Genomic DNA, 19,115 nt, shown 5'->3' with positions numbered 1-19,115 from the left:
TGGAAGATGGCTAGAATACGTCTTTAAGGCAGGTGACGGCCAATGACCCCCAACCCGATCGCGCCGCTTGTCGGCATCGTCATGGGTTCCCGCTCCGACTGGGAAACCATGCAGCACGCCGCCCAGAAGCTTGAAGCCCTGGGTGTTCCGTTCGAAGTGAAGGTAGTGTCCGCGCATCGGACGCCGGATGTGTTGTTCAGTTACGCCGAGCAGGCGGGCCCGCGTGGCCTGCGCGCGATCATCGCCGGTGCCGGCGGGGCCGCGCACCTGCCGGGCATGATCGCGGCCAAGACCGCGGTGCCGGTGCTGGGCGTGCCGGTGCAGTCCAAGGCCCTCAACGGCATGGATTCGCTGCTGTCGATCGTGCAGATGCCGGCCGGCATCCCGGTCGCCACCTTCGCCATCGGCAATGCCGGCGCCTCCAACGCCGCGCTGTTCGCCGCGGCGATGCTGGCCAGCGACCAGCCGGTGATCGGCCAGGCGCTCGACGCTTTCCGTGCGCGCCAGACCGAAGACGTGATGGCCCACGACGATCCGCGCCAATGAGCCTGACCGTCGGCATCCTGGGCGGCGGCCAGCTCGCCCGCATGATGGTTCTGGCCGGTGCGCCGCTGGGGCTGAGATTCGAACTGTATGACCCGGCGGCCGACGCCTGCAGTGGCCCGCTGGCGCCGCTCACCGTCGGCGCTTTCGATGATCGCCAGGCGCTGGCGGATTTCGCCGCCAAGGTCGACGTGGTCACCTTCGATTTCGAGAACGTGCCTGCCGACAGCGCGCAGTTCCTGGCTGATCGCGTACCGGTCTACCCGCCGCCGGCCGCACTGGCCGTGGCCCAGGACCGGCTGAGTGAGAAGACTCTGTTCCAGAAGCTGGGCATCCCGCTGCCGGCTTTCGCCGACATCCGCAGTCGTGACGAGCTGGCCGCGAAGGCCGCCGAGTTCGGCCTGCCGTGCATCCTCAAGACGCGCCGCCTCGGCTATGACGGCAAGGGCCAGTTCCGGCTGCGCAGCGAAGCCGACATCGACGCGGCATGGGATGCGCTGGGCGCCCAGGTTGAACGCACCGGCCTGATCCTGGAGGGCTTCGTCGCCTTCCAGCGCGAGGTCAGCGTGGTTGCCGTGCGTGGCCGCGATGGCAGCTTCGAGGCCTGGCCGGTCACTGGTAACTGGCACGTCGACGGCGTGCTGTCGGCCAGCGTGGCCCCGGCCGTGCTGTCGGCCGCCGAGCATGAGGCCGCGATCGGCAATGCCCGCCGCATTGCAGAGCACCTGCAGTATGTCGGTGTGTTCGCGCTGGAGCTGTTCTGCCGCGATGGCGAACTGCTGGCCAACGAGATGGCACCGCGCGTGCACAACTCCGGCCACTGGACCATCGAGGGCAGCGAGACGTCGCAGTTCGAGAACCACCTGCGTGCGGTGCTCGGCCTGCCGCTGGGCAGCACCCGCATGCTCGGCCATGCCTGCATGCTGAACTGGCTGGGGGCGATGCCCGACCCGCTGCCGGTGCTGGCCCAGGCCAGCGGCCACTGGCATGACTACGGCAAGGAAGCGCGCGATGGCCGCAAGGTTGGCCACGCCACCCTGCGCGACGATGATGCCGATGCGCTGGCCGATGCGCTGGAGCAGGTCGGCCTGGAGCTGGATCGCCAAGCCCAGGTGGCGCCGGCGGTACACGCGCTGCGCAGCCGCTGAGCCCGGTAGTGCCGGCCGCTGGCCGGCAATGCAACGGTGTGGCGCGCCGGTGCAGGCATCGGCGCAACACTCCCGGTGGTAGCGTGGAACTCCTTTCACTGGAGTCACCGCCATGCTCGACTGGAATGCCTACCGCAAGGAGTTGAAGGGCCGTATCGGCGAGATCGGCAAGCTTTCACCGGATACGGTCAAGGGCTACGCGACGCTGGCCAATGCCGGCGCGCAGACCAACCATCTCGATGCCAAGACCCGCGAGCTGATCGCGCTGGCGGTTGCGGTCACCACCCGCTGCGATGGCTGCATCACCGTACATGTGGACGCAGCGCTGAAGCACGGCGCCAGCCGCGAGGAAATCGCCGAAGCGCTGGGCGTGGCGGTGTCGCTCAATGCCGGTGCGGCGCTGGTCTATTCGGCGCGGGTGATGGATGCCGTGGCCGCGCACGAGAGCGCGTGAGGTCCACCGTGTCGCCGGGCATGGCCCGGCGCTACCGGTATGGGTGTGGTAGCGCCGGGCCATGCCCGGCGGATGGCCTCAGCGCAGCTGGCTTTCGGCGAATTCCCAGTTGACCAGCTGCCAGAACGCGTCCAGATAACGCGCGCGGTCGTTCTGGTAGTCGGTGTAGTAGGCGTGTTCCCACACATCGCAGCACAGCAGTGGCGTACTCTCGCCGGTCAGCGGCGTGCCGGCATTGCGGGTGGCTTGAATGCCCAGCTGGCCACCGGGATGCTGCACCAGCCACACCCAGCCGGAGCCGAACAGCCCCAGTGCGGTACGGTTGAACTCCTCACGCAGGCGCTGCACGTCGCCAAACTGGCGCTTGACCAGTTCGCCCAGCCGGCCCTGTGGCTCGCCGCCGCCGCGTGGGCGCAGGCATTGCCAGTAGAAACCGTGGTTCCATGCCTGGGCCGCAGCGTCGAACAGCCGGCCCTGGGTGTGGCGGACGATCTCTTCCAGTGACGCTTCCTCCCACTCGGTGCCGAGGATCCCGGCATTGACCGCATCGACATAGGCGCGATGGTGGCGGCCGTGGTGCAGTTCCACGGTCTGCGCGGACAGGTGCGGCAGCAGGGAGCCGGAGAGGTAGGGCAGGGCAGGCAATTCGACGGGCATGGACGGGTTCGTGGCAAGGGGCGGCGGCGGCCGGTTCCATCGGCTTACAATGGCGGCTACCTTGGGCAGTCTAGCCGACCATCGCGGTCGGTTTGTCCGGCGAAGCAAGGAGTGTGGTTGTGGCGGTAATGCAGCAAATCCAGGCCGAGGTCGATCGTTACCCGCTCGTCTTGTTCATGAAGGGCACCCCGCAATACCCGATGTGTGGCTTCTCCAGCCGCGCCGTACAGGCGTTGATGGCTGCCGGCGCCGTCACCCTGCGCACCGTCAACGTGCTGGAAGAGCCGGAAATCCGCGCCAATCTGCCGCGCTTCTCCAACCTGCCGACCTTCCCGCAGCTGTTCATCAATGGTGAGTTGATCGGCGGCTGCGACATCGTCATGGAACTGTTCGAAGCCGGCGAGCTCAAGCGCATCGTCGAAGAGGCGACCCAGGGATGAGCGCCTGGCCATCGACGTCACCGACGGACGGGGCGCTCGATGGCCGCCCGTTGCAGGACCGTGTGGTGCTGGTTGCCGGCGCTGGTGGCGGGTTGGGCAGTGCCGCAGCGGTCGCAGCGGCTGCCGCCGGGGCCACGGTGGTCCTGATGGGGCGCAAGCCGCGCCGGCTGGATCGCGTCTATGCGCAGGTCCAGGCCGCCGGCCCGGAGCCGCTGCTGTACCCGCTGGACCTTGAGGGGGCCGGCCCCGACGACTATGCCGAACTGGCCCAGGCCCTGCAGCGCGAGCTGGGCCGCCTGGACGGCCTGCTGGTCTGCGCCGCTCACTTTCCGGGGCTGACCCCGTTCGAGCTGGCCGATCCGGCCAGCTTCGCCCGCGCCGTCCACGTCACCCTGACCGCGCCGGCCTGGCTGGCCCAGGCCTGCCTGCCGCTGCTGCGGCAGCGTGAGGATTCGGCGCTGGTATTCGCCGTCGATGCGCCGGAACGGGTCGGGCAGGCCTACTGGGGCGGCTACGGCGTGGCCCAGCATGGCCTGCGCGGCCTGATCGCCAGCCTGCACGACGAACTCGGCCGCAGCCAGGTGCGGGTCAGCGGCCTGTATCCCGGCCCGCTACGCACGGCGCTGCGGGCCCGGGCTTATTCCGTTGACCAGGATCCTGCTGCCCAGGGCCCGGAAGCGGCCGCGGCGGCGGCCGTGACCCTGCTGTCGAGCGCAGGGGGCGCGTGGCGCGGGCAGGTCCTTGACGCCAGTGGAATGAACCCGGTCGAGTAAGTCCCGGGGAAAGACGGAGTGAAGAACCCGTCACGATTGCGTTGCGATCCGGTGCCGTTTGTCGCACAACCGTCACATCCGTGGCGTAGCGTGTTAATCTAGTGTTAACCGTTTCGGCAGCTGCCGTTCACGGTAGGGAACCCCAGATAAATGTCCGAACAGCCGCCCGCAAGGCTGCTTGGATGCGCTTTTTTTCCGCCATCGCCAACTCGCATCGAGGCTACCGAAAAATGACTCACCCACTCCGGATGTCCAAGCTTACCCTTGGTCTCGTGGCTGCACTTGCTGCCGCTCCTGCCTTCGCCCAGAGCACCTCTGCCGGTGTCGGCGGCCAGGTCATGTCCGCTGCAGGCCAGCCTGTTGCCGGCGCTGAAGTCACCATCACCCACACCGAGTCGGGCACTGTTTCGCGTGCTACCACCGATGCGTCGGGTCGTTACAACGCGCGCGGCCTGCGCGTGGGTGGCCCGTACACCATCACCATCACCAAGTCCGGTGAAGGCACCAAGACCGAAGAAGGTGTCTTCCTGAACCTGAACCAGGTCAACACGATCAATGCCAACCTGGGCGGCGACCTGGCCGCTACCAATCTGGATGCCGTGAACGTCGTCGCCACCGCGGGTGGCCTGGACCTGTTCAGCGCCACCAAGATGGGCACCGGCACCAACGTCACCCGCGAGACGATGGACGCGCTGCCGTCGGCCAACCGAAACATCCAGGACTACATTCGCCTGGACCCGCGCATCTCGCAGGTCAGCAAGGCTGACGGCGCGATCTCGGCCGGTGGCCAGAACACCCGTTACAACGCCATCCGCATCGACGGCATCAGCGCCTCCGATCCGTTCGGCCTGGGCTCCAACAACCTGCCGACCGAGCGTCAGCCGGTGTCGATGGATGCCATCCAGGAAATCAACATCGACCTGGCCAACTACGACACCACCATCGCCGGTGGTACCGGTGCGGTGATCAATGCCGTGACCAAGTCGGGTACCAACGAATTCCACGGCACCGTGTACGGTTCGTACCGCGACAAGGACATGGTCCGTTCGCGCCTGGAAGGTGACCGTACGGACTTCAACGGCTTCAAGGACGAGAAGACCTACGGCATGACCTTTGGCGGCCCGATCGTCAAGGACAAGCTGTTCTTCTTCACCAACTACGAGAAGTACGAGCGTAGCGGCGGCGGCGTCAGCCTGAGCGAAAGCCCGTACAACAAGGATCCGTCGAAGGGCGGTATCAGTGATGCCGACATCTCGGCCGTGCAGAAGCGCATGGCGGAACTGGGCCATCCTGTAGGCAGCGTCAGCGACCTGAATAACAAGACCGAGATCGAAGAATACGCGGTCAAGCTGGACTGGAACATCAACGAGAACCACCGTGCGGCCCTGCGCTACAACAAGATGAAGCAGGACGTCGTCCGCTTCCCGCAGGTCAGCAGCAGCGCGCTGTCGCTGAGTGATTTCTGGTACACCCAGCCGACCCAGTACGAAACCTGGATGGGTGAGCTGTTCAGCGACTGGTCCGAGAATTTCTCGACCGAGTTCAAGGTCTCGCACAAGGACTACTCGTCCAACCGTGTCGCTGCCTCGCACCTGCCGCAGATGCGCGTGCGCTTCGGCAACAACTCGCTGTACCTGGGTACCGAGCAGAACACGCACACCAACCTGGTCGAGTCGAAGGAGCTGAGCGCCTTCGGTGCCGGTACCTGGTATGTCGGTGATCACACCATCAAGTTCGGTTTCGATTACACCGACAACAACCTGATGAATTTCTACGGCCGCAACCTCTACGGCGCGTATGACTTCCGTGATCTGGCTTCGTTCCTGAAGGGCACCGCGAACGGTTACCAGCTGCGCGTTCCGCGCGCGGGCGGCAGCCTGGATGACATCCCGGCCAAGTTCCACCTGAAGAACACCGGCCTGTTCATCCAGGACACCTGGGCGATCAACTACAACCTGAGCCTGATGTTCGGTGTCCGCGTGGACATTCCGGACTTCACCAGCCAGACCAAGTACAACGCCGACATCCAGGCGCTCTATGGCTACAACAACACCAAGCTGGTGGACAAGAGTCTGATCCAGCCGCGTGTCGGCTTCAATTACACCTTCGACAGCGATCGCCCGACCCAGCTGCGCGGTGGCGTGGGCCTGTTCGGTGGTGCTGCTCCGAACGTGTGGCTGGCGGGCGCCTACCAGAACACCGGCCTGAACTACGTTGAGTACAACGTTCCGGGCAACCCGGGTGGCTTCAGCGTCGACGCCGACAATCCGTTCATCCCGGATCCGTCGAGGATCATTGCTCGACAGAACGTCGACATCATCGCCCCGGGCACCCGCCTGCCGTCGGTGTGGAAGGCCAACCTGGCCTTCGATCACGAACTGCCGTGGTACGGCATCGTGGCGTCGGCCGAACTGCTGTTCACCAAGGTCAAGGATGGCCTGTACTTCGAGCGTTTGGACCTGACCAATGGCAAGGGCAACGGCCCGACCTTCGTGTCCGCACAGGACGGGCGTGAGATCTACTGGAACGACAAGGGCCTGAACCAGGCCAACAGCAAGATCGACAACCGTTCCGGCGACAACCTGGGTATGGAAAACGGCACCAATGGTGTGCTGAACCGCAACTATCGTCCGAATAACATCGGTGACGTGCTGCTGCTGCGCAACACTGACAAGGGCCGCGGTTCGCAGGCCACCTTCTCGCTGGCCAAGCCGCTGACCGAGAACTGGGGCTGGTCGCTGGGCTACACCTACACCCAGTCGAAGGAAGTGAGCCCGCTGACCAGCTCGCAGAACACCTCGAACTGGAACAACACCCAGATCCTGAACGCCAACGAGAACATCGCGTACAACTCGCGCTATGCGATCAAGGACCGTATCACCGGTACCCTGGAGTGGAAGCACAACTTCTTCGGTGACAACGCCACCCGCATCGGTCTGTTCTATGAAGGTCGCTCGGGCCGTCCGTACAGCTATGTGTTCTACAACGATGCCAACGGCGACAGCGCGATCGGCAACGACCTGTTCTACGTGCCGAAGGGCCCGGGTGATGTGCTGTTCGTTGGCGGCGCGGCGATGGAGCAGAAGTTCTTCGACTGGCTGGCGCAGAATCCGGAACTCGAGGCATACCGCGGCAGCACGGTGCCGGCGAACTCGCACCGCGCCAAGTGGGTCAATAGCTTCGACGTCCGCATCAGCCAGGAGTTCCCGGGCTTCGCGAAGACCCACAAGGGTGAGATCGCGCTGGACATCATGAATGTCGGCAATCTGCTCAACAAGAAGTGGGGTCTGATCGACGACTACGGCTTCTATGCCACCCGTCGCGTGGGTAACTTCGCCGGTATCGATCCGGCTACCGGCAAGTACGTGTACTCGTTCACCGGTGCTGATGATTCCTCGATCCAGGAAAACAACAACGACAAGGGCAACACCGCCGTGTCGCGCTGGTCGATGCAGCTGACCGTGAAGTACAAGTTCTGATCCGTCAGAGCCTGAAGCAGTAAGTGAAAACGGCCGGGGAAACCCGGCCGTTTTCCTGTGTGGTCGAAAGTCCTTGCAGGTCACCTGGCATCGGCGTAGCATCCAGAAATGTGCGCGGTGCCAACGCCGCCGATGCGGTCCCGGAAAGGCGAACGCGGGAAGCACACATCCAACGGTCGGGCTTCCCGGCCGTTTTGCTTTTTAAGGGGGCGGCAGTACAGTCGGAAACCTTGAAGGAAGCGAAAAATTGGACATGACCACGAACGAAAAATCAGCCCGTGCACTGCCGGTGCAGGACGCGCGGATCTACCCGCGCGGTGGGCTGGATGTGCTGTCGCGGGCCGAAGTGGCTCGCCTGCGCGATGCATCTGCCGGCGGCATGCACGAGCTGCTGCGCCGATGCGCGCTGGCCGTGCTGACCAGCGGCAGTGCCTCTGACGATCCGCGCGCGGCGCGCGATCTGTATCCCGATTTCGACATCCAGGTGGCGCAGCAGGATCGCGGCGTGCGTATCGACCTGGTCAATGCGCCGGCAATGGCCTTTGTCGACGGCGAGATCATCCGCGGTGTCGCCGAACTGCTGTTCGCGGTGGTGCGAGACCTGGCCTACATGGCCATCGAGATGGGCCCGGCCTACGCGGCCGAGCTGGAGTCGTCCGAAGGCATCACCAACGCGGTGTTCGGCCTGCTGCGCAACGCACGCATCCTCAACCCGGGCGACCCGAATCTGGTCGTGTGCTGGGGCGGCCACTCGATCTCGCGCGACGAATACCTGTACACCAAGCAGGTGGGTTACGAGCTGGGCCTGCGCGGCCTGGACATCTGCACCGGCTGCGGCCCGGGCGCGATGAAGGGCCCGATGAAGGGCGCCACCATTGCCCACGCCAAGCAGCGCCGTACCGTGACGCGTTACATCGGCCTGACCGAGCCGGGCATCATTGCCGCCGAGTCGCCAAACCCGATCGTCAACCACCTGGTGATCATGCCGGACATCGAGAAGCGCCTGGAGGCCTTCGTCCGCATCGGCCACGGCATCATCGTGTTCGCCGGTGGCGTCGGCACCGCCGAGGAGATCCTGTACCTGCTCGGCATCCTGCTGCGCGAGGAAAACAAGGACCTGCCGTTCCCGCTGATCCTGACCGGCCCGACCGTGGCGGCGCCGTACTTCGAGCAGATCGACCGCTTCATCCGCCTGACCCTGGGCGATGCGGCCGCCGAGCGCTATGAGATCGTCATCGGTGATCCGGTGGCGGTAGCCAAGAAGATGGCCAACGGCATCAAGCGTGTGCGCGAACACCGCCTGGCGCAGAAGGACTCGTTCTTCTTCAACTGGTCGATCGAGATTCCGTGGGAATACCAGCAGCCGTTCGTGCCGACCCACGAGGCGATGGCCGCGCTGGACCTGCACCACGGGCGTGCGCCGCACGCGCTGGCGGCCGACCTGCGCCGGGCGTTCTCGGGCATCGTGGCCGGCAACGTGAAGGAAGATGGCATGCGCCGCATCGAGCAGTTCGGGCCGTTCCAGATCCATGGCGATACGGACATGATGCAGGCCCTGGATGGGCTGCTGCGTGCCTTCGTCGAGCAGCGCCGGATGAAGATCTCCGGCGAATACCAGCCCTGCTACCAGGTGCTGGCCTGATCGGCCCGGGGTCGGATCCCATCGGGCTCCGACCCCCGCCCCGGGCGGCCGACAGGGCAGGGCCTGTCAACCCTTTGACGCCGGTCACCCCGGATTGACCGTTCATCCTGCCGCCGCTTGCCGGTGGCAGGGCGATGGCCCATCGTGGCCATCAACACGCTGGGGAGCGTCCAATGTCTTTGCGCCGGCAAAACGGCTTCACATTGATTGAGTTGATGGTCACGCTGACCGTCTTCGTGATCCTGGCGTCGATCGCCTATCCCAGTTTCCGCGGCATGATCCGCTCGAACCGCCTGGCGACCGCCAACAATGAACTGATTGCGCTGACCGGCCTGGCGAGAAGCGAAGGCATCCGCAACAGCCGGGGTGGTGGCGTCTGTGGCAGTACCGATGGCACCGGTTGCGATGGCGAGTGGTCCAAGGGCGTCCTGGCATGGTCGGATCTCGATGGAGATGGCCAGTTGGGGAGCAGTGACACCGTGTTGCGGTTTTCGCAGGGCAACTCTCAGTTGAGCGTGGTGGGGCCTGCGGGCGCGACCATCGCGTTCGACGGTCGCGGCCGGCGCAGGGCGGCTGCGGACCAGACGCTGGTGCTGTCGCCGGACAGCTGCAAGACCGGTGAGCCCAAGAGTACGTTGACGATCAACCAGTCCGGCCAGGTCCGGGCGACCAAGGGGACCTGCTCATGAGCCGACGCAACCTTGCCCGCCCGCGTTCCTCGCAGGGCGGTTTCAGCCTGATCGAGGTGATGGTGGCCGTGCTGATCCTTGCCTTCGGACTGCTGGGCTTCGCCTTGCTGCAGACCACCAATGTCCGCTTCGTGCAGAGTGCGAACTACCGTACCCAGGCCACCAATCTGGCCAATGACCTGATCGAACTGATGCGCGCCCAGCGCACCGATACCCTGGCTGGAGGTGCTTACTCCGCCGCTTCGTTCTCGGCCGGCTCGGTGACCGCAAAGGGCGCCTGCGCCTGGCCGACCGGCGCCGCAGTGACGCCGAAGACCAACGTGGCCCGCTGGCAGTGCGAGGTCGTCAAAACGCTTGGCGAAAAGGCCAGTGCGGAGGTGAAGTTCACCCAGAGCACCGGTCAGGTCAGTGTCGCGATCACCTGGGGAGACCAGCGCTGGGACCCCGAGAATCCCGACAGCCTCACCACCTTTGGCTTGACCACTTTCCTGTGAACGTGCCCATGAGTCCGTCTTCGCGAATCCGCGGCCTGTCGCTGATCGAACTGATGATCGCCATGGTCATCGGCCTGGTGTTGATGCTGGGCATCACCCAGATATTCATTGCGTCCCGCGCGGCGTCGCGCCTGTCCGAGGGCGCTGCCCGCACCCAGGAGAATGCCCGCTTCGCGTTGGATTTCCTGCAGCGCGACCTGCGCATGGCCGGTCATTTCGGTTGCGTGAACGACCAGGCACATGTGATCAAGAACACGGGCGATGTCCGCTACAACCTGGGAATCGCTTCCGGCAGCGGTGATCCTCTGGACTTCTCTGTACCGGTACAGGGCTATGAAGCTGCCGGCACCGCGCCGACCAACACCCTGACCCTGGGTCGGGCATGGAGTGCCGCAGGCTCGGTGCCCAAAAGCATCACCGATCTGAAGCCGAAGCCGCTGCCCGGCAGCGACATTCTCGTGCTGCGGCTGCTGAGCCCGGAGGGAGCCGTGCTCGCATCGGCAAGCGTGGACGGCACCGCCACCACGTTGACCGTATCCAGCGACGGCATGGCGCGTCTCAAGGCCAATGCCGCGGGTACTCCCACCGTATTCGCGCTTGCAGACTGCACCCGTGCCGACGTGTTCTCGGGCGCCATCACTGGTTCTACGGTAAAGGTCGACAAGGTCGACCTCACGGGTTACTCGGTCAACAACGCGATGACCATGCTGTACCGCGCTGATGGCCTGGTGTACTACATCGCGACCAACGGCAACAACGAGCCATCGCTGTTCCGGGCACGTGCCAATGGCGCGGGTGGTTACGGTGCCGGTGAGGAGCTGGTGGAGGGCATCGAGAACATGCAGGTCCTGTACGGCCTGGATGCGACGACCGACATCGCTCTGGCTACGCCGCCCACCGGGCGCATCGTCGATCAACGTGTAGCCAGCAGTGTCAGTACCGCTACCGATGCGACGGCAACCGCCGCGTGGCGGCGCGTCGGCATGGTGCAGGTCGGCCTGCTGGCCAGGAGCCCGCAGCGCGCTTCGGCCGAAGCACCGGGTACGGCCGACAACTATCTGGGCGTGCTCGGGGTGACCATCGCGCCGGGCGATCCCTATGATCAGCGTCATCGCGGGGCCTATGAAGTCTCCGTTGCGCTTCGCAACCGCCTGTTCGGGAACTGACGACCATGCGTCCAATTACTCGCTTTCCGCGTCGTTCCTTCTCTGGTCCTGCCCGCCAGCGTGGTGCGGTGCTGTATATCTCGCTGATCCTGTTGATTCTGCTGGCCCTGCTGGGAGTGATAGGCATGCAGGTGGCAGGCATGCAGGAGCGCATGGCATCGGGCTACCGCGCTGGCAGCCTGGCATTCCAGAACGCCGAGGGTGCAGCGCGCAGTGTCGAGAATGCAGTGGAGAACATCGCCAACCGGAAGGATGCCGGGGACAACCCAGCGGTGTCAGCCTCTGACATCAGCCAGCAGTGCGACGATGGATTCGATCCGTCCGGGTGGGTAGCGAAGACCAAGCTGGGCAGCAAGCCTGCCGTCAATGTTCGTGAAATCCAGGGGTGCATCCAGGGGGAAGGTGCTCTGGACATGGGCAGGTCGGTGGAGAAGCCAACGCCGGTTTACCAGATCACCACCTATGCCGGTGACTCAACCGGTGATGCGACGTCGCGTGCGGCGATCGATACCGTATTCAAGCTGTGAGGGTGGGGAACCCATGAAAACGCGCAATCGCAGAATCCTGGCAGGCATCGGCCTTGCTGTTCTGGCCGCTGGTGGCTATCTGGCGCATACCCTGCTTGCCGCCCAGGCTCAGGGTGTGCTGGCACAGGAGCCGATGAACGTGCAGACGCGTGCGACGCCGGCCTTCATCATGGCGGTGGATGATTCAGGTTCGATGAACTTCGAACGCATGTTCCCAGGTGGTGACGGGCGCATGCGCTGGAACAGCAATACGAGTAGCTTCTTCAACAACGATGGAAGCTTCTTCAGCGTTGGCTCGGCATGCGCCAACAACTCGGTAGACTGCTACCTCTACCTCTACCCACATGCGGATTTCAACAAGGAGTACAGCCCAGGGCGCGCCATTCCGCCGCTGGATATCTACGGCTTTGCTCGTTCGCATATCTATAACGCCAGCTATTTCAATCCGGGTGTGACCTATAGGCCGTGGACGAACGCCGATGGCACGCTATGGGCCGACGCGACGATCACCCAGACCCGCGCCGATCCGCGTTCCGGGCAGCGCGGCTACAACGCCGTCTACAACATGACGGTCAATCGCGCTGATACTTCCGAGAAGTTCCAGTTCGTCAACGGCATGCGGATTCCCGACCTTAGTGGTACTGGCAATGAGTACTATGTCGACAGCTGGTGGGACGGTGGATGGAAGACTGCTGGGATCAGCAACACCGGCAACACCACTTATGCGATCAACTATTTCCCGGCCACGTTCTACCTGCCTGCTGCCGCGGATGCACCCGCCGGATACAAGACCGATGACACCAATCGTCCGGTGATCAGCGGTGCCTGTGGCCCGGGCTGCAACATGCGCCGCTACCAGATCAAGTCGGGCAATTACACAAGCCCGGCGGCCTACAACGCGGCAATCCAGAATTTCGCCAACTGGTTCCAGTATCACCGCAACCGTGTGCTGGCCATTGTCGGCTCCTCGACCGCCGCGCTGGTGAGCGTGGATACGATGCGCGTGGGTTACTTCACCATCAACAAGCTCAGCAACGCGACCATGTACGACATGGTTACCAACCGAGCTGACCTGTACAAGCAGATCTACGCCCTGACCGCCAATGGCGGCACGCCCAACCGGCGCGCAGTGGAGTACCTGGTCGACCAGTTCCGGCGGACCGATACCGACGCGCCTGTGCAGCTGGCCTGCCAGCGAAATGGCGGCATGCTGTTCACCGACGGCTATACCAACTCCGGCAATGCGCCGAATGGGTCCTTCGGTGACGCTGACTCGGTGAACTCGACCCATTTGCCATCCATTCCTTTCGCCGATGGCTACAGCAACACCATTGCCGACATCGCGGCGGCCGCCTATGCCGGTGCCCGTACGCCACTTCGCACCGGGACCAGCTTCCCGGCCGGTCAGGTGCCGGTGAGTGACAAGTGCAACACATTGGACAAGGGCAGTCCGGACTGGAAGCGTCTGGACTGCCAGACCGATCTGCACATGAACTTCTATGGCGTGACCCTCGGTGCGCAGGGACGCATCTACGGTGTCAACCAGTCCGCAACCGAGGACCCGTACAAGAACGCGCCAAACTGGGCCGGCAACGGCAATCCGCTGGATGTCGATGACGGTACCGTCATCGATGAGCTGTGGCATGCCGCTGTCAACACCCGCGGTGAGTTCATCAACGCGCAGACGCCGGCTGATGTGACCGAGGCCATGCGACGCGTGCTGTCCTCGATCACCGGTGGTGCATCGCCGTCGGGCACGATCGGTATCAGTGGCGCGCGCATCGGCGCAGGCTCGCTGGCGGTCACGCCCCGCTATGACATCACCAACAGTGGCACTGACTGGTCGAGCAAGCTGAGCGCTGCCAGCGTCAAGATTAACGCGGATCAGGTGGCGGAGTTCACCGAGGTATGGGAGGCCTCCAGTCGTCTTTCCCCGTCTGGACGGCGGATTGTGGCAAACAAGGCCGGTGCGCCGGTGGACTTCAACAGTGCCCGGATCAGCCTGCAGGATCTGTGCAGCAAGCCCAGCGGCAAGTACGCATCGATGCTGGTCTGTTCGACGGACAAGCTGACGACGATCAAGGCCGATCTTGCCAGTGCCATCAACTATCTCAGTGCGGACAGTTCAACCGAGGTCCGCAACGGCGGCAAGTACCGTGACCGGACAACACCGCTGGGCGACATCGTCAATTCGGCGCCGGTGGTGAGTTCGCCGCTGGACGACTTTGGTTACCGCCAGCTGGGCGGGACCTTGGCCAAGAGCTACACCGACTACCTTGCTGCCAAAGCCAAATCGCGCCGGTACATGGTCTATGTCGGCGCCAACGACGGCATGCTGCACGCCTTCGACGGCGGCATGGGGGCCGATGCCAAGCAGGACGGTGCCGGTGGCAGCGAGAGTTTTGCCTACATTCCGGCCACGGCGCTTGGTCACATGGCCAACCTGCTGTTTCCCTACAAGTCCGATACGTCTGACCAGACCTTCCGTCATCGTTATTACGTCGATGGCCCGGTTGCCGTATCCGACACCTTCAATGGCACTTCCTGGCAGACCAGTCTGGTTGGCACCACCGGTGCGGGTGGTCGCTCGGTATTCGCGCTGGATGTGAGTGCGCCGGGCAGCTTCGGCACCGGCAACGTGCTTTGGGAAATCAGTGACATCAATTCTTCGCTGAAGGACGAGGTGCGCAACAGCATCGGATTCGTGCTTGGCAAGCCAGTGATCGTGCCTGTGAAGAGCGGAACGGGTGTGGCGTGGAAGGCGATCTTCGGCAACGGCTATGGCAGCGCCAACGGAAAGGCTGTGTTGTTCGTGGTCGACATGGCCAGTGGCGACATCCGGATGATCGAGGCTGTGGAAGGTGCCACCGGCTCCACCGTGTCCGGTGATAACGGCCTGGGCAACGTGGTCGTGGTCGATCGCTGGACGGGTGCGGGTCAGGATGTACGTGGTCGTGACGGATTGGCGGACACGGTCTATGCGGCGGACCAGCGCGGTGCCTTGTGGAAGTTCGACCTGACCAGCAGTGCCAACACCACGCTGACCGTGCCGGTGTTCACCAGCCAGCTCAGCCAGGATTCCTCTGGCAAGAGCTATCGGCAGCCGATCACAGGTGGTATGACTGCTGCAACCGGTCCGTCGGGCGGGGTGATGCTCTACTTCGGTACCGGCAGCTTCTCGTTCACCAGTGACAAGGATGACAAGGCGCAGCAGGCGCTGTATGCGGTCAACGACCTGTCCGGCAAGAGTGTGACCTCGACGCTGACCGCTGCCAATCTGGTTCCCTACACAGCAGCGGCGCCGGCCGCGAACAGCGATGAGCGCAAGATCAGTGCAGGAACGGCCCCGGCCAGTGCGAGAGGCTGGATGATCCAGTTGCCGGCCGGCAACGGTGAGCGTGTTGTCGGCAATCCACTGCTGGTCAGCGGCATCGTCTTCATGCCGACCTACGTGCCCAACATGCAGTCGGTCGGCTGTTCGACCAGTGGCTCGAACTGGCTGTTCGGACTGTCCTCGATCAGCGGTGCGCCAATGCTGGAGAACGTACGCTATGGATCACCGACCGGTAGCCGGCCTGCTTCCGGTACGGCAGCCATTGCATTGAAGACGGGAGGCACTGCGCCAGTGCGTGATGTCTCCTTGTCGGTGCTGCCGCGTCCGACGGACAAGTCCCCACCTGGCGGCAGTTCGTGCTGGATGGCCGCCGGTGCCGCCGGCAGCCAGTCGCTGTATCTGCCTTATCCCTGCGGTCGCCAATCCTGGCGCCAGCTCCAATGATTCCGATGCAAGGAACCCATCACATGCTTGCTGTCTCCTCGCCTCGTCGTGCGGCTGGCTTCACGCTGATCGAGCTGATGATCGTGGTGATCGTCATCGGCATCCTGGCGGCAATCGCAATTCCGTCCTATCAGAACTACGTGAGGCGATCGCATCGCGCGGTGGTGAAGGCGGACCTGGCCGAGTATGCGCAGCGTGCCGAGCGCTACCACTCAAGCAACAATTCCTATTCCGGATTCGCGCTGCCGAGCAAGGTCTCGCCACGCGAAGGCGGAACGGCCCGCTACAACCTGGCGTACAAGGGGGACGGTACAACCTTCACCATCACCGCCACGCCACAGGGCACGCAGACCAAGGACAGCTGCGGCAAGCTGAGCCTGGACCAGGCCAACCGCAAGACGGCTGAAGCGACCCTTTCGGACTGTTGGTGAATCGGGTGTTGATCTTCCGGTAAACGGTCAGTACAATGCGCCTCCCCGCCCGAATAGCTCAGCCGGTTAGAGCACTTGACTGTTAATCAGGGGGTCGTTGGTTCGAGTCCAACTTCGGGCGCCAGATACTGCAAAAGCCGCGAGAAATCGCGGCTTTTGCTTTTTTCGCGCATGTTCAGCAAGGCATGCCGCGGTCCACGCGTTCACTGCGTGTGCGCCCGCCGTTGTTGACCACCAGCTTGCCATGCAGCTGGCTGCCGGCGCAGATGCGCAGGGTGAGATTGGCGCCGGGGCTGCGCCCGTCGGCCTGGAAGAACAGCTGCGGGCGGCCACTGCTGGCCTGGGCCAGGATCAGGACATCGGAACGCCCGCGCTGGTGCGTCAGTACCACGTCGGATGATGACGGCGGTCCTCGCCGGGTGCCGCTGCGGTAGACGATCCAGCCGGTGCTCCAGTCGCTGGTGCAGTGCAGTCCATCATCGCTGGCGCACACGCCGATCAGCTCCCGCCGCTTCAGGGCTTCGCTGCGGGCACTGGAAAGACCCGCATGCAGGCTCAACTGCAGGGCATCTGCGCGCTGCCGCAGCAGCAGGGACTGCAGGGAGGGCCAGCCGGCCGCCAGCAGCACGGCCAGCACCGCCACGACCGCCAGCAGCTCGACCAGGTGCATGCCACGCGATCCGTGGGTGCAGGGGGGGGAGGGCGCGCTCATGTGCTCAGCGTCCCCGCCCGACACTGGGTGCGCCCTCGGGCATTGCCGTCCCGGAGCGCCGGATAACCCCTCAGCCGGCCGTCACCCCTTGCCTCGTATACTTACCTTTCCCGTGAACTGGCCCCCTCATGAGCGACCGTTTTGAACTCGTCTCGCCGTACTCGCCGGCGGGCGACCAGCCTGATGCCATCGCGAAGCTGACCAGCAACTTCGAAGCGGGCATCGCCAAGCAGACCCTGCTTGGCGTGACCGGCTCGGGCAAGACCTACACCATCGCCAACGTCATCCAGAACGTGCAGAAGCCGACGCTGATCATGGCGCCGAACAAGACGCTGGCGGCGCAGTTGTATGGCGAGTTCAAGGCGTTCTTCCCGCACAACGCGGTGGAGTATTTCGTCAGCTATTACGATTACTACCAGCCGGAAGCCTACGTGCCATCGTCGGACACCTTCATCGAGAAGGACAGTTCGATCAATGAGCACATCGAGCAGATGCGACTGGCCGCGACCAAGACCCTGCTGTCGCGCCCGGACGCGATCGTGGTGGCGACGGTGTCGGCGATCTACGGCCTGGGCGCGCCGGAAGATTACCTGTCGCTGCGGCTGATCCTTTCCAAGGGCGAGCGCATCGACCAGCGCGACCTGATCAATCACCTCACCCAGCTGCAGTACACGCGCAACGAATACGAACTGCAGCGCGGTACGTTCCGCGTGCGCGGCGAGGTGATCGACGTGTTCCCGGCCGAGTCGGACAGCGAAGCGCTGCGCATCGAACTGTTCGATGGCGAGGTCGAGAAGATCACCCTGTTCGATCCGCTGACCGGTGAGACGATGCGCAACCTGATGCGCTTCACGGTCTACCCGAAGACCCACTATGCAACCACGCGCGAACGCGTGCTGGCAGCAGTGGAAACCATCAAGGTCGAGCTGAAGGAGCGGCTTGAGCAGCTGTATGCGCAGAACAAGCTGGTCGAAGCGCAGCGCCTGGCCCAGCGCACCCAGTTCGACATCGAGATGATGGCCGAGGTCGGGTTCTGCAACGGCATCGAGAACTACTCCCGCCACCTGACCGGCAAGAACGCCGGTGAACCGCCGCCGACCCTGTTCGATTACCTGCCGCCCGATGCGCTGCTGGTGATCGACGAGTCGCACGTGACCATTCCGCAGATCGGTGCCATGTTCAAGGGCGACCGTTCACGCAAAGAGACGCTGGTGGAGTTCGGATTCCGCCTGCCGTCGGCGCTGGACAACCGTCCGCTGCGCTTCGAGGAATGGGAAGAGCGCTGCCCACGCAGCATCTACGTGTCGGCGACGCCGGGGCCGTACGAGTATCGCGAGGCGGGCGAGGAGATCACCGAACTGGTGGTGCGACCGACCGGCCTGATCGATCCGGTGGTGGAGATCCGCCCGGTCGGTACCCAGGTCGATGACCTGATGAGCGAGGCCAACGAGCGCATCAAGGCGGGTGATCGCGTGCTGGTCACCACATTGACCAAGCGCATGGCCGAGAACCTCACCGAGTACCTCACCGAGCATGGCATCCGCGTGCGCTACCTGCACTCGGATGTGGACACCGTCGAGCGCGTGGAAATCATCCGCGACCTGCGTCTGGGCAAGTTCGATGTGCTGGTGGGCATCAATCTGCTGCGCGAAGGCCTGGACATGCCCGAGGTGTCACTGGTGGCGATCCTGGACGCGGACAAGGAGGGCTTCCTGCGCTCCACCGGCTCGTTGATCCAGACCATCGGTCGCGCCGCGCGCAATGTGCGTGGCAAGGCGATCCTGTACGCCGACAAGATCACCCGTTCGATGCAGGCGGCGATCGACGAGACCGACCGTCGCCGTGCAAAGCAGGTGGAGTACAACGAGGAGCACGGCATCGTGCCGCGCTCGGTGGCGCGCCCGATCGTCGATGTGCTGGAAGGTGCGAGGTCGGATGCGGCCGAGAAGGAAGCCAAGAAGGGCAAAGGCAAGGGCAGGGCCGGGGTGGCCGAGGAAGCGGCCGACTATCGTTCGCTCAGTCCGGCCCAGTTGGCGGCCCGGCTCAAGGCGCTGGAGCAGAAGATGTACCAGCATGCCAAGGACCTGGAATTCGAGGATGCCGCACGTGTCCGCGACCAGATCCGGCAGCTGAAGGAGGCCAGCCTCGGCTGAACGCGGCAGTGCAGCATCATCTTCACAAA

General features: G+C 64.1%; 16 protein-coding genes and 1 tRNA gene. 15 read left to right on the top strand and 2 right to left on the bottom strand.

The features are described from left to right. Positions 1–42 precede the first annotated feature (42 nt). The 3 genes from purE (at position 43) to AC0Z6F_RS05440 (ending at position 2,145) form a co-directional block, all read left to right on the top strand. Positions 43–546 carry a 5-(carboxyamino)imidazole ribonucleotide mutase gene (gene purE, locus AC0Z6F_RS05450; protein WP_004152080.1) on the top strand — a complete coding sequence of 168 codons (504 nt, stop codon included), beginning with the start codon at positions 43–45 and terminating at the stop codon, positions 544–546. Then, on the top strand, positions 543–1,691 hold the full coding sequence (locus AC0Z6F_RS05445) for a 5-(carboxyamino)imidazole ribonucleotide synthase (RefSeq protein ID WP_485617825.1): 1,149 nt from the start codon (positions 543–545) through the stop codon (positions 1,689–1,691). Before purE ends, AC0Z6F_RS05445 begins: the two co-directional genes overlap by 4 nt. Before the next feature lie 112 nt (positions 1,692–1,803). Further along, on the top strand, positions 1,804–2,145 hold the full coding sequence (locus AC0Z6F_RS05440; RefSeq protein ID WP_004152082.1) for a carboxymuconolactone decarboxylase family protein: 342 nt from the start codon (positions 1,804–1,806) through the stop codon (positions 2,143–2,145). A 78-nt stretch (positions 2,146–2,223) separates the two neighbouring features. Here AC0Z6F_RS05440 and AC0Z6F_RS05435 read toward each other — a convergent pair whose 3' ends face one another. Next, a complete protein-coding gene (locus tag AC0Z6F_RS05435; RefSeq protein ID WP_012510600.1) occupies positions 2,224–2,802 on the bottom strand; it encodes a superoxide dismutase in 579 nt (192 codons plus the stop codon). Between the two features lie 119 nt (positions 2,803–2,921). Between AC0Z6F_RS05435 and grxD the strand changes: the two genes are divergently transcribed. From grxD to AC0Z6F_RS05380, 11 genes are all read left to right on the top strand, one after another. Further along, positions 2,922–3,242 carry a Grx4 family monothiol glutaredoxin gene (grxD, locus tag AC0Z6F_RS05430; protein ID WP_004152129.1) on the top strand — a complete coding sequence of 107 codons (321 nt, stop codon included), beginning with the start codon at positions 2,922–2,924 and terminating at the stop codon, positions 3,240–3,242. Beyond that, positions 3,239–4,015 carry an SDR family NAD(P)-dependent oxidoreductase gene (locus tag AC0Z6F_RS05425; protein ID WP_485617823.1) on the top strand — a complete coding sequence of 259 codons (777 nt, stop codon included), beginning with the start codon at positions 3,239–3,241 and terminating at the stop codon, positions 4,013–4,015. Before grxD ends, AC0Z6F_RS05425 begins: the two co-directional genes overlap by 4 nt. 230 nt (positions 4,016–4,245) lie before the next feature. Further along, entirely contained in the window at positions 4,246–7,494 is a 3,249-nt protein-coding gene (locus AC0Z6F_RS05420) for a TonB-dependent receptor (RefSeq protein WP_485617822.1), read from the top strand. A 253-nt stretch (positions 7,495–7,747) separates the two neighbouring features. Then, positions 7,748–9,136, top strand: coding sequence for a nucleotide 5'-monophosphate nucleosidase PpnN (ppnN, locus tag AC0Z6F_RS05415; RefSeq protein ID WP_004152180.1), 1,389 nt, complete (start codon positions 7,748–7,750; stop codon positions 9,134–9,136). Positions 9,137–9,309: 173 nt separating this feature from the next. Further along, a complete protein-coding gene (locus AC0Z6F_RS05410; RefSeq protein ID WP_485617821.1) occupies positions 9,310–9,825 on the top strand; it encodes a GspH/FimT family pseudopilin in 516 nt (171 codons plus the stop codon). After that, positions 9,822–10,319 carry a type IV pilus modification protein PilV gene (gene pilV, locus AC0Z6F_RS05405; protein ID WP_004152182.1) on the top strand — a complete coding sequence of 166 codons (498 nt, stop codon included), beginning with the start codon at positions 9,822–9,824 and terminating at the stop codon, positions 10,317–10,319. The genes AC0Z6F_RS05410 and pilV overlap by 4 nt, the downstream gene beginning before the upstream one ends. A gap of 8 nt (positions 10,320–10,327) precedes the next feature. Continuing rightward, on the top strand, positions 10,328–11,485 hold the full coding sequence (locus AC0Z6F_RS05400; protein WP_004152183.1) for a PilW family protein: 1,158 nt from the start codon (positions 10,328–10,330) through the stop codon (positions 11,483–11,485). A 5-nt stretch (positions 11,486–11,490) separates the two neighbouring features. Next, on the top strand, positions 11,491–12,012 hold the full coding sequence (locus tag AC0Z6F_RS05395; protein WP_153675232.1) for a pilus assembly PilX family protein: 522 nt from the start codon (positions 11,491–11,493) through the stop codon (positions 12,010–12,012). A gap of 13 nt (positions 12,013–12,025) precedes the next feature. Then, positions 12,026–15,790, top strand: a complete 3,765-nt coding sequence (locus AC0Z6F_RS05390) for a pilus assembly protein (protein ID WP_485617818.1) — start codon at positions 12,026–12,028, stop codon at positions 15,788–15,790. A gap of 23 nt (positions 15,791–15,813) precedes the next feature. After that, positions 15,814–16,221: a type IV pilin protein gene (locus tag AC0Z6F_RS05385; protein ID WP_004152186.1), complete on the top strand. Its 408-nt coding sequence runs from the start codon at positions 15,814–15,816 to the stop codon at positions 16,219–16,221. 47 nt (positions 16,222–16,268) lie between these two features. Further along, positions 16,269–16,345 (top strand) — tRNA-Asn (locus tag AC0Z6F_RS05380). Positions 16,346–16,396: 51 nt separating this feature from the next. Here the strand turns inward: AC0Z6F_RS05380 and AC0Z6F_RS05375 are convergent. After that, positions 16,397–16,891: a GspH/FimT family protein gene (locus AC0Z6F_RS05375; RefSeq protein WP_100434384.1), complete on the bottom strand. Its 495-nt coding sequence runs from the start codon at positions 16,889–16,891 to the stop codon at positions 16,397–16,399. A 170-nt stretch (positions 16,892–17,061) separates the two neighbouring features. Between AC0Z6F_RS05375 and uvrB the strand changes: the two genes are divergently transcribed. Beyond that, a complete protein-coding gene (uvrB, locus tag AC0Z6F_RS05370; RefSeq protein ID WP_012510603.1) occupies positions 17,062–19,086 on the top strand; it encodes an excinuclease ABC subunit UvrB in 2,025 nt (674 codons plus the stop codon). Positions 19,087–19,115: the final 29 nt, after the last annotated feature.

Source organism: Stenotrophomonas sp. 1L-E-5-B-C3 (assembly GCF_057292075.1).
The sequence above is the reverse complement of the archived record's forward strand: the minus strand, read 5'-3'. Positions and strand labels throughout refer to the sequence as shown.

Coding starts and splice junctions, on each gene's coding strand:
- ppnN (WP_004152180.1), top strand. CDS start 7,748: ATGACCACGAACGAAAAATCAGCCCGTGCACTGCCGGTGCAGGACGCG.
- AC0Z6F_RS05440 (WP_004152082.1), top strand. CDS start 1,804: ATGCTCGACTGGAATGCCTACCGCAAGGAGTTGAAGGGCCGTATCGGC.
- pilV (WP_004152182.1), top strand. CDS start 9,822: ATGAGCCGACGCAACCTTGCCCGCCCGCGTTCCTCGCAGGGCGGTTTC.
- AC0Z6F_RS05385 (WP_004152186.1), top strand. CDS start 15,814: ATGCTTGCTGTCTCCTCGCCTCGTCGTGCGGCTGGCTTCACGCTGATC.
- purE (WP_004152080.1), top strand. CDS start 43: ATGACCCCCAACCCGATCGCGCCGCTTGTCGGCATCGTCATGGGTTCC.
- AC0Z6F_RS05435 (WP_012510600.1), bottom strand. CDS start 2,802: ATGCCCGTCGAATTGCCTGCCCTGCCCTACCTCTCCGGCTCCCTGCTG.
- AC0Z6F_RS05445 (WP_485617825.1), top strand. CDS start 543: ATGAGCCTGACCGTCGGCATCCTGGGCGGCGGCCAGCTCGCCCGCATG.
- AC0Z6F_RS05420 (WP_485617822.1), top strand. CDS start 4,246: ATGACTCACCCACTCCGGATGTCCAAGCTTACCCTTGGTCTCGTGGCT.
- AC0Z6F_RS05425 (WP_485617823.1), top strand. CDS start 3,239: ATGAGCGCCTGGCCATCGACGTCACCGACGGACGGGGCGCTCGATGGC.
- AC0Z6F_RS05375 (WP_100434384.1), bottom strand. CDS start 16,891: ATGCACCTGGTCGAGCTGCTGGCGGTCGTGGCGGTGCTGGCCGTGCTG.
- AC0Z6F_RS05390 (WP_485617818.1), top strand. CDS start 12,026: ATGAAAACGCGCAATCGCAGAATCCTGGCAGGCATCGGCCTTGCTGTT.
- AC0Z6F_RS05410 (WP_485617821.1), top strand. CDS start 9,310: ATGTCTTTGCGCCGGCAAAACGGCTTCACATTGATTGAGTTGATGGTC.
- AC0Z6F_RS05395 (WP_153675232.1), top strand. CDS start 11,491: ATGCGTCCAATTACTCGCTTTCCGCGTCGTTCCTTCTCTGGTCCTGCC.
- uvrB (WP_012510603.1), top strand. CDS start 17,062: ATGAGCGACCGTTTTGAACTCGTCTCGCCGTACTCGCCGGCGGGCGAC.
- AC0Z6F_RS05400 (WP_004152183.1), top strand. CDS start 10,328: ATGAGTCCGTCTTCGCGAATCCGCGGCCTGTCGCTGATCGAACTGATG.